Source organism: Bradyrhizobium sp. WYCCWR 12699, from assembly GCF_032144035.1.
Classification (GTDB): Bacteria; Pseudomonadota; Alphaproteobacteria; order Rhizobiales; family Xanthobacteraceae; genus Bradyrhizobium.
Window position 1 is genome coordinate 228762 of the sequence record NZ_JAVTJN010000039.1, and the last position, 13395, is coordinate 242156.

Below are 13395 nucleotides of genomic sequence, written 5' to 3' on the forward strand. Positions count from 1 at the left end.
CCTGAAATCCAGCCTTTGGAGCTTCCGCCATGGGGCTTGAAGCCTTCCTGCCAGTGGCTTTCGTCATCGGCTATCTGCTCGGCTCGATTCCGTTCGGCCTCGTCCTGACCCGGCTCGCCGGCACGCAGGATATCCGCTCGATCGGCTCCGGCAGCATCGGCGCCACCAATGTGCTGCGCACCGGGAGCAAGGGCCTTGCCGCCGGCACCCTGTTGCTCGATGCGCTCAAGGGCACCGCCGCCGTGGTGATCGCCGGCTACCTCGCAGGGCCCAATGCCGCCATGGTGGCCGGGCTCGGTGCCTTCCTCGGCCATCTCTTCCCGGTCTGGCTCAAGTTCAAGGGCGGCAAGGGCGTCGCGACCTATATCGGCGTCCTGCTCGGCCTGTTCTGGCCCGGCATGGTGGTGTTCTGCCTGCTCTGGCTCGCGACCGCCTTCACCACCCGCTACTCGTCGCTGTCGGCACTGGTGGCGGCGTTCATCACGCCGGTCTTCCTGTGGTGGTTCGGGCACCTCGCACTCGCAGCATTGTTCGCGGTGCTGACGCTGCTGATGTTCTACGCGCATCGCGAGAACATCAAGCGGCTGCAAGCGGGCAAGGAAAGCCGGATCGGCGAGAAGGCGTAGTCGCACCGACGACAGCCAGGGCATCTACGGATACCGAAAGCCCCTCTCTGCATTATATGTCAAATCCTGTTCGCAACTCGCCGCTGACTCGCGGCGGGCAGTGGCGTACAGGTTCCACGCCTGTCATCCTGACAGGGCAAATGGCGTTACGCGGTTGCTCAGAATGAGCGAGAAGATTGACGGCACGCGAGATGACGGTGGTTCGCAGGGCACTGCGGCAAGCCGGCTGCTGTCGGCGACCTCCATCTGGTCCGATGCGCCCGCGCCGCCTCCAGCGCCAAAGCCCGCTTCCGTTTCGGCGTTTGCTCACGTTGTGCCGGCGCCTGCGCCGATGGAGGTCGTAACGACCGCTGCGCGAGTTGAGCAGACGCGCCCCGATCAATGGCCACCGCGAAAACTCTCGCTCGCACTACAAGGCGGCGGCACCTTTGCCGCCTTCACCTGGGGCGTGCTGGAGCGGCTGCTGGAAGAGCCGATCGAGATCGACACGATCAGCGGCGCCAGCGCCGGGGCCATCAATGCACTCCTCCTCGCCTCCGGTCTTGCCGAAGGCGGCCGTGAAGCCGCGCGCAGCCGGCTGAGCCGGTTCTGGCTCCGCTTGATGCACGAGGCCTCGTTCCGCTCGCTGATGCTGGTCGGCGGTTTTTCGCCGGCGGGAAGCTCGGTCGCGTTCGGTCCGACGCTGCGCTCCGGCCAGTTCGATCCGGTCGATCTCGATCCGCTCAGGCAGGCACTGTCGCGCGACATCAATTTCGCGGCGCTGAGCGATCCGAACGCACCAAGACTCCTGATCGCGGCGACGCGGATCCGCGACGGACAGCAGCAGATCTTCCGCAACGACGCTGTGACCGCCGACGTCGCGCTGGCCTCGACCTGTCCGCCGCTGGTTCACTGTGCCGTCGAGATCGACGGCGAGGCCTATTGGGACGGCGGCTTCGGCGGCAATCCGCCCCTGCTGCGCCTCGCGCAGGAGACGACGACGTCCGACGTCCTGCTCGTCCAGGTCACGCCGGCGCGCGACAGCTATGTGCCGATCACCCTCGCCGCGATCGACCGCCGGCTCGACCAGATTGCGGCGAACGCCGCGCTCAATGCCGAGATCGCGGCGATCGCATGGGCGCAATCGCACGCGGCATCGTCGCTGCGGCTCACCCGCATCGCGGCCGAAGACTCCATTGACGGCCTGGCGCAGCGCTCTTCGACCGATCTCGGCCGCGGCTTCATCCGGCTGCTGTACCGGAGCGGCCGCGCAGCCGCCGAGCGCTGGCTCGGGCAAGATGCCAAGACCGCCGCGCCGCCGTCCGCATCCGCACAGACCCTCGCCGCTCCCGAGCCCGCGCTAACCTGACTTCGCCAGCGCCTCCTCCAGGAACCACGCCGTCGCGAGCGCGCGCGCGTCGTTGCCAAAGCGTGCGATCAACTGCACACCAACAGGCAGGCCACCCGCCTTCAGCACCGGCACGTTGACGCAAGGATTGCCCATCAAGGTCCAGAGCCGGTTGTAACGGGGATCGCCTGTGGTCGCGAGCGCCTTGGCCGGCGCGGTGCCCGGCGCCGAATAGGTCAGGAGCACATCGACGCCCTCGAACAATTCGCCGAGCTCGCGGCGGCCGCGACGGCTGATCCGGCGCGCCTCGTCATATTCCTTCGGCGTCAGATGGGCCGTCGCATCGAGGCTTGCCCGCAGCATCGGCGCGATCTCGTCATGACGCTCGGAAAACTCCCAGGCCAGCGCGCGATGTGCCTCGAAATCCTGCACGATGGGGTGGACGCGCCAGGCCTCCTGCACCGCCTGGGGCAGGTCGATGGCCTGCACGCTGGCACCGGCGCGCTCCGCCGCCTTGATCGCGGCCTGCAAGCCCTCTTCGGCCGCCGGCTCGACGCTGCCTGCAAACTCCTGCCTGACCACGCCGATGCGCGGTGCCTTCGCCGGAACGATGCCGGAGAATTCGGTGCGGCCCGTCATCGCCAGGAGTCCGCCCGCGAGATCCTCCGCACGCGCGCCGAACAGGCCGACCGTGTCGAGTGCCCACGAATAACACTTCACGCCCACCGTCGGCAGCATACGGAACGAGGGCTTGATCGCGGCGGTCCCGCAATAGGCCGCGGGCCGGATCACCGAGCCGCCGGTCTGGGTGCCCAGCGCCAGCGGGATCATGCCCGCGCCGACGGCGGCCGCCGAGCCCGAGGACGAGCCGCCCGGCGAATGGCCGGGATTGTGCGGATTGAGCGTCGGGGTTGGATCGCGCGAGGCAAATGCCGTGGTCGTGGTCTTGCCGATGATGGTAGCGCCCGCCCGCTTCAGCATCATCACGACGGCCGCATCGGCGCGCGGCTGCCAGCCGCGATAGATCTCCGAGCCCATCTCGGTCGGCATGTCAGCGGTGTCGATGATGTCCTTGATGCCAACGGCGATGCCGCGCAGCGGGCCCGAGCCTTGCGCCTTCGCAGCCTTGTCGTGACGGACGAAGGCGCGGACGTCCTTCTCCTTGGCCTCGATCGCCGCATGCGATTGGGCGATGGCGGCAGCGGGCGACAACTCGCCGGCTTCAATGCGGCGCTGCAGGTCGGCGAGTGAGATCATGGCAAAACCCTTCTTATTGGCATCGCTTTTAGCATCGCGATGAGGCCGCGCAAGCACACGTCGCTGTTGCGTAACGCCCTCAGGTTGTTCCATGCTGCCCCCACAAGGAGACGCCGTGGACGCCATCAATCCGAGCGTAGAGCTGACCGACGCCGAGCGGATCGACCGCCTGCGGCTGATCCGCTCCGACAATGTGGGCCCGCGTACCTTCCGTTCGCTGGTCGATCATTTCGGCACGGCGCGCGCGGCATTGGAGCGGCTGCCTGATCTGGCGCGCCGCGGCGGCGCGCAGCGGTCTGGGCGCATCTGCAGCGCAGATGAAGCCAGGGCCGAGCTTGCCGCAAGCCGCAAGTTCGGCATCGCCTGGCTTGCGCCGGGCGAGGACGGTTATCCCTCACGGCTGGCGATGATCGACGATGCGCCGCCGCTGCTCGCGGTGCGCGGCGACAGCAAGAGCCTGATGCGTCCGATGATCGCGATCGTCGGTTCGCGCAACGCCTCCGGCGCCGGGCTGAAATTCGCAGGTCTCCTGGCGCGCGAGGTTGGCGAGGCCGGCTTCGTCGTCATCTCGGGACTCGCGCGGGGCGTCGACCAGGCCGCGCATCGCGCCAGCGTCGAAAGCGGCACCATCGCCGTGCTCGCCGGCGGCCATGATTGCATCTATCCGCCCGAGCATGGCGATCTGCTCACGGCGATCCTCGATCACGAAGGCGCTGCGATCTCCGAGATGCCGCTCGGCCATGAGCCGCGCGCCCGTGATTTCCCTCGCCGCAACCGGCTGATCTCGGGCGCTTCGCTCGGCGTGGTCGTGGTGGAGGCGGCGCACCGCTCGGGCTCGCTGATCACCGCGCGCATGGCCGCCGAACAGGGCCGCGAGGTGTTCGCGGTGCCAGGCTCGCCGCTCGATCCGCGCGCTGCTGGCGCCAACGATCTGATCAAGCAGGGCGCGACGCTGGTCACCGAAGCTGCCGACATCATCAATGCAGTGCAGCCGATCATGGAGCGGCCGCTGATGATCCCTGCGGGCGAGCCGGACAGCGAGCCGTTCGAGAGCGATCCGCAAGGCCACGACCGCGACCAGATCACAGGCCTGCTCGGCCCGGCGCCAATCTCGATCGACGATCTGGTGCGGATGTCCGGCGCCTCGCCCGCGATCGTGCGCACGGTGCTGCTGGAGCTCGAGCTCGCCGGAAAGCTCGAACGCCACGGCGGCGGATTGGTGTCCCTGCTCTAGCTGTCGTTGCGCTTATCGAACCGCGTCCGTGCAGCCTCGATCTGCATCAGATGGTCCATGGCCCACTGTCCGAGCGCCTTCACCGGCTGCTGCAGGCCGCGACCGAGATCGGTCAGCTCGTAGTCCACGCGCGGCGGAATGGTCGGGAAGATCGTGCGCGTGACGAGGCCGTCGCGCTCCAGCCCGCGGAGCGTCAGGGTAAGCATCCGCTGCGAGATGCCGCTGATCATGCGCTTGAGCTCGTTGAAGCGCTTCGGCCCGTCGCTCAGGTTCATGATGACGAACACACTCCATTTGTCCCCGACGCGCGCGAGCACCGAGGCCACGCCGCGGCAGTCGGCATGATCCGGATGAGGTGCCGGCGAGGCAGGCAATTCCGTGTGTGTCGGTTCCAAAGATGTGCCCGTGGCTCAAAAAAGTGCGTTCTTGCGGGGATTTTGACGGTCACTCATGTAGCTCTGGTTACAAACTTATACCAGGGTGATCCCAAATGAAACTCCTCCATCTCGACTCCAGCGTCCTCGGCCCCCACTCGGTCTCCCGGCAGGTCTCCGCCGCCATCGTCGACCGGCTGCGCCAGGCGACGCCCTCGTTGGAAGTGGTCTATCGCGACCTGACCCAGACCCCGCTCGCTCACCTCTCCGGCTCGCATTTGGCGGCTGCGCAGGGCGCGCCCGCACCGGCGGAACTCGGCCCCGACCTTGCCGCGAGCGCGGCGGCGCTGGACGAGTTCCTGGCGGCCGACATCGTCGTGATCGGCGCGCCCATGTACAATTTTACGATCCCCAGCCAGCTCAAGGCCTGGATCGACCGCGTTCTCGTTGCGGGGAAGACGTTCAAATATGACGCGAACGGGCCGCAGGGCCTCGCCGGCGCCAAGCGCGTGATCGTCGCGATCTCGAGGGGCGGCTATTACGGCGCGGGCTCGCCCGCTGCGGCGCTGGAGCACCTTGAAACCTACTTGCGCGGCGTCTTCGGCTTCATGGGCATCCAGACTCCCGAATTCATCATCGCGGACGGCATCCAGGTCGGGCCGGAGCATCGCGAGAAGTCGCTCGCCAGCGCGCTTCAGGCGGCCACCAGCCTGCGCGCCGCGTAAGATTCACATCGACACCAGCCGCTGCCGGACTCCGGCGGCGGCTGACTTGTTGGCGAAGCTAAAACCAGGCGCCCTGAATACCCAGGATGACGGCGACGAGCGATATGAACAGGCCGATGCCGGCGAAAAGAGCCACTCCGATCAACTCGGAAGCGCCGGAACGACCGGCGGAAACGGTGGAATCTTCGGTGTAAATACGCGGTGTTGAAATCGACGGAAAAATGCGAGCTGCCTTTGGCATCACGGGCTCCCTGAAAATGAGTCTTGTGACCCCTGCCCGTAAAAATGTCTTGGCAGACCACGCGAAGGTTCAACGCCTCACGCAAGGTTCACGAAAATACAGCTATGGAGATGCAGGCACCGGTCGGCGCAACCGCGGCGGTCGCGCCGACCGATTCAATTTTCACTTCACTTGATCAGCCTCGATAGATCGGCGCGCCGCTCGGCGATGCCACCGCGCCGCCGTCGACGAAAATCTCCTGGCCCTGCACATGCGCAGAATCATCCGAGGCGAGGAACAGCACCGTCTTCGCGACGTGATCCGTTTCACCAATGCGCCCGAGCGGCGTCGTCAGCGCAATCCGCTTCTCGAACGCCTTCTCGGCTTCCGGCGTCGCGGTCGCAGGTCCCCAGATCGGGGTGCGAATTGCACCAGGCGCGACCACGTTGACGCGAATGCCGCGCGGCGACAGCTCCGACGCCATGATCCGCGCCATCGCCCGCACGCCAGCCTTGGCGGCGCCATAGGCCGAGTAGCCGGGAATGCCGAGCACCGAGATCACCGAGCCGTTGAGGATGATCGAGGCGTTGTCGTTGAGATAGGGCAGCGCCGACTGCACCGTGAAGAACACGCCGGTCAAGTTGGTGCTGATGACCTTCTCGAAGACGTCGAGCGTGGCCGAGCCCAGCGGCGTGCCACCGGCGATGCCGGCATTGGCGAACGCGATGTCGAACTTGCCGAACTTTTCGGCGCCCTGCTTGATCGCAGCTTCGGTCGCGGCGATGTTGGTGGCATCGGCGGCGAGTGCGAGCGCGTTCGGCCCGAGCTCCTTCGCAGCGACCTCCAGCGTCTCCGTATTGCGCCCGGTGATCACCACCTTGGCGCCCTCGGCCACGAACAGTTTTGCGGTCGCAAGGCCGATGCCGCTATTGCCGCCGGTGATCAGGGCCGTCTTGTTCGTCAGTCTCACATTCGCCTCCAGTGGTTGCATCATAAAACCAGATTGCTATCTAGGCCCTATGGTTTTATGATGCAACCACACAAGCGCGTGATCGGCGTTCGGATCGTGCGAACGCGACAGGACCGGGAACGATGGTGAAACGAACGAGCTTCGAGGGCGATGCCTGCCCGATCGCGCGCTCGCTGGAGGCGATCGGCGATTGGTGGTCGCTGCTGATCATCCGCGAGGCGCTGTTCGGCCTGCGCCGCTTCGGCGAGTTTCAGAACAAGCTCGGCATGGCCAAGAACATCTTGTCGGTGCGGCTGCGTTCGCTGGTCGACCACGGCATTCTGGCCACCGCCCCCGCCTCCGACGGCAGCGCGTATCAGGAATATGTGCTGACGCCGAAGGGCCGCGGCACCTTCCCGATCCTGGTGGCGCTGCGGCAATGGAGCGAAGAGTTCGACGCCCACCCCGAGGAGATCGCGACGATTTTGGTGGATCGCGAGAAAGGGCGCCCGGTGAAGAAGCTGGAGTTGCGGTCGGAGGACGGGCGGCTGCTCTCGCCGGCGGAGACCATGCTGAAGCCGCGACCCGCGCCGCGGCGGCGGTCAGCGTGATAGCACACGACTGCCGCCAGGCCGTCATTGCGAGCGCAGTGAAGCAATCAGAGAGTTCTCACGACAGCTTGCGCTTGCTCCGCAGCCTCAAATGCTCGTCGGCTTCGAGCTTGGTCATGCCCAACAGATAATGGAGCACGTCCAGCTTGTGACGCTCGGCGAGCTTGCGCAACGCGCCGACCTGCTCGGCGATAAAGGCGACGGCCTCGTCCACGCCGCCTTCCCCCGGTTCCTCGTGACGCGAGCCTCCCGGCGCACCGATAGCGGTGCGCGCCCGTTTCTTTCCCGGCCTAGTCACCAGCCCACCCCGAATCCATGCCCCGCAGAAACATTACGCCGATAGCGACCGCAACTCCAAGGTGGTATTTTACAACTTTCTCGATATGAAACTTTTCCCATTCCGCGGGCTTTCAACAGCCCTCGATTTGACAGCGGAGGCCTCACCACCCATGTTCGGGGCGAAACGGCCGACCCGAGTCTTTTCGTTTTCGGCCCCAAATTTTCCCGTAAGTTACTGGAACTACATGAATATCGTCATTGTGGAGTCGCCGGCGAAAGCCAAGACGATCAACAAGTATTTGGGCTCGTCCTATGAGGTTCTGGCCTCGTTCGGCCATGTCCGCGACCTGCCGGCGAAGAACGGTTCCGTCGATCCCGATGCCAATTTCAAGATGATCTGGGAGGTCGACCCGAAGGCGGCCGGCCGGCTCAACGATATCGCAAAGTCCCTGAAGGGCGCCGACCGTCTGATTCTGGCGACCGACCCTGATCGCGAGGGCGAGGCCATCTCCTGGCACGTGCTGGAGGTGATGAAGGAGAAGCGCGCGCTGAAGGATCAGAAGATCGAGCGCGTGGTGTTCAACGCCATCACCAAGCAGGCCGTCACGGACGCGATGAAGCATCCGCGCGAGATCGACGGCGCGCTGGTCGACGCCTACATGGCGCGCCGAGCGCTGGACTATCTGGTCGGCTTCACCCTCTCCCCCGTGCTGTGGCGCAAGCTGCCGGGCGCCCGCTCCGCCGGCCGCGTGCAGTCGGTGGCGCTGCGCCTCGTCTGCGACCGCGAGCTCGAGATCGAGAAGTTCGTCGCACGTGAATATTGGTCGCTGATCGCGACCCTGCTCACCCCGCGCGGCGATGCCTTCGAGGCCCGCCTCGTCGGCGCCGACGGCAAGAAGATCCAGCGCCTCGACATCGGCACCGGCGCGGAAGCCGAAGACTTCAAGAAGGCGCTGGAAGCTGCCAGCTACGCAGTCACCGCGGTCGATGCGAAGCCCGCCCGGCGCAATCCGCAGGCGCCCTTCACCACCTCGACGCTGCAGCAGGAGGCCAGCCGCAAATACGGCTTTGCGCCGGCGCACACCATGCGCATCGCCCAGCGCCTCTATGAAGGCATCGACATCGGCGGCGAGACCACCGGACTCATTACATATATGCGTACCGATGGCGTGCAGATCGCCCCCGAGGCGATCACCCAGGCGCGCAAGGTGATCGGCGAGGATTACGGCAACGCCTACGTGCCGGACGCCCCCCGGCAGTACCAGGCCAAGGCCAAGAACGCCCAGGAAGCGCACGAAGCGATCCGCCCGACCGACATGTCGCGCCGCCCCGACAGCATGAGCCGCAAGCTCGATGCCGACCAGGCGAGGCTCTATGAGCTGATCTGGAAGCGCACCATCGCGAGCCAGATGGAATCGGCCGAGCTCGAGCGCACCACCGTCGACATCACCGCGAAGGCCGGCTCCCGCACGCTGGAGCTGCGCGCCACCGGCCAGGTCGTCAAGTTCGACGGCTTCCTCGCGCTCTACCAGGAAGGCCGCGACGACGAGGAGGACGAGGACTCCCGCCGCCTGCCCGCGATGAGCCCGAACGACGCCTTGAAGCGGCAGTCGCTCTCCGTCACCCAGCACTTCACCGAGCCGCCGCCGCGCTTCTCCGAGGCCTCGCTGGTCAAGCGCATGGAAGAGCTCGGCATCGGCCGGCCCTCGACCTACGCCTCGATCCTCCAGGTTCTGAAGGACCGCGGCTACGTCAAGCTGGAGAAGAAGCGTCTGCACGGCGAGGACAAGGGCCGCGTCGTGGTCGCGTTCCTCGAGAGCTTCTTTGCGCGCTACGTCGAATATGACTTCACGGCCTCGCTCGAAGAGCAGCTCGATCGCATCTCCAACAACGAGATCTCCTGGCAGCAGGTTCTGAAGGATTTCTGGACCGGCTTCATCGGTGCCGTCGACGACATCAAGGGGCTGCGCGTCGCGCAGGTGCTGGACGTGCTCGACGACATGCTGGGCCAGCACATCTATCCGCCGCGCGCGGATGGCGGCGACATCAGGCAGTGCCCGAGCTGCGGCAGCGGACGGCTCAACCTGAAGGCCGGCAAGTTCGGCGCCTTCGTCGGCTGCTCGAACTACCCGGAGTGCCGCTACACCCGCCAGCTCGCCGCCGACAGCGAGGCGACCGCCGACCGTTCGCTCGGCCAGGATCCCGATACGGGGCGCGATGTCTGGGTGAAGGCCGGTCGGTTCGGGCCCTACATCCAGCTCGGCGAGCAGAAGGATTACGAGGAGGGCGAGAAGCCGAAGCGCGCCGGCATCCCGAAAGGCACCTCGCCCGGCGATGTCGACCTCGAGCTTGCGCTGAAGCTCTTGTCGCTGCCGCGCGAAATCGGAAAACATCCGGAGACAGGTCAGCCGATCACGGCGGGCCTCGGCCGCTTCGGGCCGTTCGTGAAGCACGAGAAGACCTATGCCAGCCTCGAGAGCGGCGACGAGGTGTTCGACATCGGCCTCAACCGCGCGGTCACACTCATCGCGGAGAAGGTCGCCAAGGGCCCGAGCCGGCGCTTCGGCGCCGACCCCGGCAAGGCGATCGGCGATCATCCGAGCCTCGGCACCGTCACCGTGAAGAGCGGCCGTTACGGCGCCTATGTCACCGCGGGCGGCGTCAACGCGACGATCCCGGCCGAGTTCGAAAAGGACACTGTCACGCTCGCCCAGGCGATCGCACTGATCGACGAGCGCGCGGCCAAGGGCGGCGGAAAAGCGAAGGCCAAGAAGGCCGCCAAGCCGGCCAAGACCAAGAAGACCGCAGCGAAGGCTGCGGATGGCGAGGACACCCCGCCCAAGCCGAAGAAACCGGCCGCGAAGAAGGCGGCCAAATCGAAAACCGAATCCACCAGCAAGGCGCGCGCCGCCGTGTCGTCGACCGCAAAGACGTCGCCGACCAAGGCCGCTGCCAAGGCTCCGGCCAAGAAGAGTGCCGGCACCAATTAGAGGTTAAGTGAAACGCAAGAATGACCATGGCTTTCCCGACAGGGCAGCCATCGTCGCCTTCATCAAGGCAAATCAAGGAAACGTCGGCACCCGCGACATTGCACGCGAGTTCGGCCTGAAGAACGCCGATCGCATCGCGCTCAAGCGCATGCTGCGCGAGCTCGCCGACGACGGCACAATCAAGAAGAAGCGCCACAAGGTGTCCGAGCCGGACACGCTGCCGCCGACGCTGGTCGCCGACATCACCGGCCGTGACAGTGACGGCGAGCTGATCGCCTCCCCCACCGAATGGGACGAGGTCGAGAGCGGCGAGCCGCCAAAGATCCTCATCGAGATGCCACGCCGGCCCAAGCCCGGCACCGCAGCCGGCGTCCGCGACCGCGTGCTGCTGCGCATCGAGCGCTCGGACGAGACCGAAGGCCCGGCCTATCGCGGCCACATCATCAAGGTCTTCGACAAGACCAAGTCCCGCATCCTCGGCGTCTTCCGCAGCCTGCCCGAAGGCGGCGGACGGCTCGTCCCCGTCGACAAGAAGGCCGCCGACCGCGAGCTGAACATCGCCGCAGCCGATACCCACGGCGCGCAGGATGGCGACCTCGTCAGCGTCGACATCGTGCGCACCCGCAGCTTCGGCCTCGCCTCCGGCCGGGTCAAAGAAAAGCTCGGCTCGGTCAAATCCGAGAAGGCGATCAGCCTGATCGCGATCTACGCCCACGACATTCCCTTGCAATTCTCCTCCGCCGCGGAGCGCGAAGCGGAAGCCGCGGAGCCCGCGAACCTGAAGGGACGCGAGGACTGGCGCGACGTGCCGCTCGTCACCATCGATCCCCCGGATGCGAAGGATCATGACGACGCGGTGCACGCGCAAGCAGACGACAATCCCAACAACAGAGGCGGCTTCATCGTCAACGTCGCCATTGCCGATGTCAGCTTCTACGTGCGGCCGGGCTCGGCGCTCGACCGCGACGCGCTCGACCGCGGCAACTCGGTCTATTTCCCCGACCGCGTCGTACCGATGCTGCCCGAGCGGATCTCGAACAATCTCTGCTCGCTGGTGCCGGGCGAGCCACGCGGCGCGCTCGCGGTGCGCATGGTGCTCGGGCCCGACGGCCGCAAGCGCTCGCATAGCTTCCATCGCATCCTGATGCGCTCGGCGGCGAAGCTGAGCTACGCACAGGCGCAGGCCGCGATCGACGGACGACCCGACGACACCACCGGCCCCCTGCTCGATCCGATATTGAGGCCGCTCTACGCCGCCTATGCCTGCGCCAAGCGCGCGCGCGACGAGCGCGATCCGCTCAATCTCGATCTGCCCGAGCGCAAGATCCTGCTGAAGAGCGACGGTACGGTCGACCGCGTCGTGGTGCCGGAGCGTCTCGATGCGCACAAGCTGATCGAGGAGTTCATGATCCTCGCCAACGTCGCGGCAGCCGAGATGCTGGAGAAGAAGTCGCTGCCGCTGATCTACCGCGTGCATGACGAGCCGACGCTGGAGAAGGTCCACGCCCTCGCGGAATTCCTGGAGACCCTGGACGTTCCCTTCGCCAAAGCGGGCGCGCTGCGTCCCACCACGTTCAACCGCGTGCTGGCCCAGCTCGAAGGCCACGACTATTACCCGCTGGTCAGCGAGGTGGTGCTGCGCGCGCAGGCGCAGGCCGAATACTCCTCCGAGAACTACGGGCACTTCGGCCTGAATTTGCGTCGCTACGCGCATTTCACCTCGCCGATCCGCCGCTATGCCGACCTCGTCGTGCACCGCGCGCTGGTCCGCGCGCTCGGCCTCGGCGAAGGCGCCCTGCCCGACAGCGAGACGCCGGAAACCCTGAGCGAGGTCGCGGCCCACATCTCGGTGACCGAGCGGCGCGCGATGAAGGCGGAGCGCGAGACCGTCGACCGCCTGATCGCCCATCACCTCGCCGACCGCATCGGCGCCAGCTTCCAGGGCCGCGTCTCCGGCGTCACCCGCGCCGGCCTGTTCGTCAAGCTCGCCGAGACCGGCGCCGACGGATTGATCCCGATCCGATCCCTCGGCACGGAATATTTCAACTATGATGAGAGCCGCCATGCGCTGATCGGCACGCGCAGCGGCACCATGTATCAGCTGGGCGACGTCGTCGATGTCCGCCTGATCGAAGCCGCCCCCATTGCGGGCGCGCTGCGCTTCGAGCTGCTGTCATCCTCCAGTGAGACGAACCCGCGCGACCGCAGGCGACCTGGCCCACAACGCCGCCCCTCGTTCAAGGCCCATCCCGGACGCAGCCCGGATAAAAAACGCAAGCCGTCGAAGCCAAAATCCGGCAAGGGGAAGAAGAACAAGGGGAAACCCAAGGGAAAACCCAAGGGCAAGAAGGGCAAAGCATGGTGACGATGAGCACGGTCCCAAAAATCTGGACGCGCGAGAGCGGCCTCGTCGAGAAGCGCGATGTCCTTGCGGCGATGAAGCGCGGCTTTCGCGGCCGCTGCCCGCGCTGCGGCGAAGGCAAGCTGTTCCGCGCCTTCCTGAAGACGGCAGACAATTGCGCCAAATGCGGCCTCGATTTCACGCCGCACCGCGCCGATGACCTGCCCGCCTATCTCGTCATCGTCATCGTCGGCCACATCGTGGTGCCGGCCGTTTTGTGGATCGAGACCAATTACACCACGCCGGTCTGGATCAGCTTCGCGGCCTATCTGCCCTTCACCTTCGTCGCCTCGCTCGCGCTGCTGCAGCCGGTGAAGGGAGCTGTGGTCGGCTTGCAATGGGCTCTGCGTATGCACGGGTTTGACGAGAGCCCTCCCGATGGTATTCCGCCGGTATAGGCCA

At 66.2% G+C, this 13395-nt stretch carries 13 protein-coding genes; 8 read left to right on the top strand and 5 right to left on the bottom strand.

Annotated features, from left to right (window positions below; translation table 11 throughout):
* The first annotated feature begins 29 nt into the window (after positions 1-29).
* Positions 30-626: a glycerol-3-phosphate 1-O-acyltransferase PlsY gene (plsY, locus tag RPS27_RS31925; RefSeq protein WP_194407695.1), complete on the top strand. Its 597-nt coding sequence runs from the start codon at positions 30-32 to the stop codon at positions 624-626.
* A 163-nt stretch (positions 627-789) separates the two neighbouring features.
* Positions 790-1974, top strand: a complete 1185-nt coding sequence (locus RPS27_RS31930; RefSeq protein WP_212068316.1) for a patatin-like phospholipase family protein — start codon at positions 790-792, stop codon at positions 1972-1974.
* Here RPS27_RS31930 and RPS27_RS31935 read toward each other — a convergent pair.
* Complete coding sequence (locus tag RPS27_RS31935; protein WP_212068317.1) at positions 1966-3210, bottom strand: amidase; 1245 nt, start codon at positions 3208-3210, stop codon at positions 1966-1968. The two genes, RPS27_RS31930 and RPS27_RS31935, sit on opposite strands and share 9 nt — an antisense overlap.
* Before the next feature lie 91 nt (positions 3211-3301).
* Between RPS27_RS31935 and dprA the strand changes: the two genes are divergently transcribed.
* A complete protein-coding gene (dprA, locus tag RPS27_RS31940; RefSeq protein ID WP_212068318.1) occupies positions 3302-4444 on the top strand; it encodes a DNA-processing protein DprA in 1143 nt (380 codons plus the stop codon).
* Here dprA and RPS27_RS31945 read toward each other — a convergent pair.
* A complete protein-coding gene (locus RPS27_RS31945; RefSeq protein ID WP_313754931.1) occupies positions 4441-4839 on the bottom strand; it encodes a helix-turn-helix domain-containing protein in 399 nt (132 codons plus the stop codon). The two genes, dprA and RPS27_RS31945, sit on opposite strands and share 4 nt — an antisense overlap.
* A 95-nt stretch (positions 4840-4934) precedes the next feature.
* On the opposite strand from RPS27_RS31945, the gene RPS27_RS31950 reads away from it, so the two are divergent.
* Positions 4935-5543 carry an FMN-dependent NADH-azoreductase gene (locus tag RPS27_RS31950; protein WP_211416690.1) on the top strand — a complete coding sequence of 203 codons (609 nt, stop codon included), beginning with the start codon at positions 4935-4937 and terminating at the stop codon, positions 5541-5543.
* Between the two features lie 58 nt (positions 5544-5601).
* Here RPS27_RS31950 and RPS27_RS31955 read toward each other — a convergent pair whose 3' ends face one another.
* Positions 5602-5784 carry a hypothetical protein gene (locus RPS27_RS31955; protein WP_194407689.1) on the bottom strand — a complete coding sequence of 61 codons (183 nt, stop codon included), beginning with the start codon at positions 5782-5784 and terminating at the stop codon, positions 5602-5604.
* Between the two features lie 175 nt (positions 5785-5959).
* Positions 5960-6733, bottom strand: coding sequence for an SDR family oxidoreductase (locus RPS27_RS31960; protein ID WP_211416689.1), 774 nt, complete (start codon positions 6731-6733; stop codon positions 5960-5962).
* A gap of 122 nt (positions 6734-6855) precedes the next feature.
* Here RPS27_RS31960 and RPS27_RS31965 point away from each other — a divergent pair, with 122 nt between their 5' ends.
* The gene (locus RPS27_RS31965) at positions 6856-7323 is read left to right on the top strand and encodes a winged helix-turn-helix transcriptional regulator (RefSeq protein ID WP_212068320.1); all 468 of its coding nucleotides are present in this window, start codon (positions 6856-6858) and stop codon (positions 7321-7323) included.
* Between the two features lie 58 nt (positions 7324-7381).
* On the opposite strand, the gene RPS27_RS31970 is transcribed toward RPS27_RS31965, so the two are convergent.
* Complete coding sequence (locus RPS27_RS31970; protein WP_246776467.1) at positions 7382-7537, bottom strand: hypothetical protein; 156 nt, start codon at positions 7535-7537, stop codon at positions 7382-7384.
* A gap of 310 nt (positions 7538-7847) precedes the next feature.
* On the opposite strand from RPS27_RS31970, the gene topA reads away from it, so the two are divergent.
* The 3 genes from topA to RPS27_RS31985 are packed head-to-tail and all read left to right on the top strand — an operon-like array spanning position 7848 to position 13391.
* Complete coding sequence (gene topA / locus RPS27_RS31975) at positions 7848-10592, top strand: type I DNA topoisomerase (RefSeq protein WP_313754932.1); 2745 nt, start codon at positions 7848-7850, stop codon at positions 10590-10592.
* Between the two features lie 7 nt (positions 10593-10599).
* The gene (gene rnr / locus RPS27_RS31980; RefSeq protein ID WP_212068322.1) at positions 10600-12957 is read left to right on the top strand and encodes a ribonuclease R; all 2358 of its coding nucleotides are present in this window, start codon (positions 10600-10602) and stop codon (positions 12955-12957) included.
* Positions 12951-13391 (top strand): DUF983 domain-containing protein, encoded by a 441-nt coding sequence (locus RPS27_RS31985; RefSeq protein ID WP_212068323.1) that lies wholly within the window; start codon positions 12951-12953, stop codon positions 13389-13391. Before rnr ends, RPS27_RS31985 begins: the two co-directional genes overlap by 7 nt.
* The last annotated feature ends 4 nt before the right edge of the window (positions 13392-13395 follow it).

Excerpts from the sequence above, each read along its gene's own strand:
- dprA (WP_212068318.1), top strand. The coding sequence starts at position 3,302 with ATGCTGCCCCCACAAGGAGACGCCGTGGACGCCATCAATCCGAGCGTA.
- RPS27_RS31935 (WP_212068317.1), bottom strand. The coding sequence starts at position 3,210 with ATGATCTCACTCGCCGACCTGCAGCGCCGCATTGAAGCCGGCGAGTTG.
- RPS27_RS31930 (WP_212068316.1), top strand. The coding sequence starts at position 790 with ATGAGCGAGAAGATTGACGGCACGCGAGATGACGGTGGTTCGCAGGGC.
- plsY (WP_194407695.1), top strand. The coding sequence starts at position 30 with ATGGGGCTTGAAGCCTTCCTGCCAGTGGCTTTCGTCATCGGCTATCTG.
- RPS27_RS31950 (WP_211416690.1), top strand. The coding sequence starts at position 4,935 with ATGAAACTCCTCCATCTCGACTCCAGCGTCCTCGGCCCCCACTCGGTC.
- RPS27_RS31955 (WP_194407689.1), bottom strand. The coding sequence starts at position 5,784 with ATGCCAAAGGCAGCTCGCATTTTTCCGTCGATTTCAACACCGCGTATT.
- RPS27_RS31985 (WP_212068323.1), top strand. The coding sequence starts at position 12,951 with ATGGTGACGATGAGCACGGTCCCAAAAATCTGGACGCGCGAGAGCGGC.
- RPS27_RS31965 (WP_212068320.1), top strand. The coding sequence starts at position 6,856 with ATGGTGAAACGAACGAGCTTCGAGGGCGATGCCTGCCCGATCGCGCGC.
- topA (WP_313754932.1), top strand. The coding sequence starts at position 7,848 with ATGAATATCGTCATTGTGGAGTCGCCGGCGAAAGCCAAGACGATCAAC.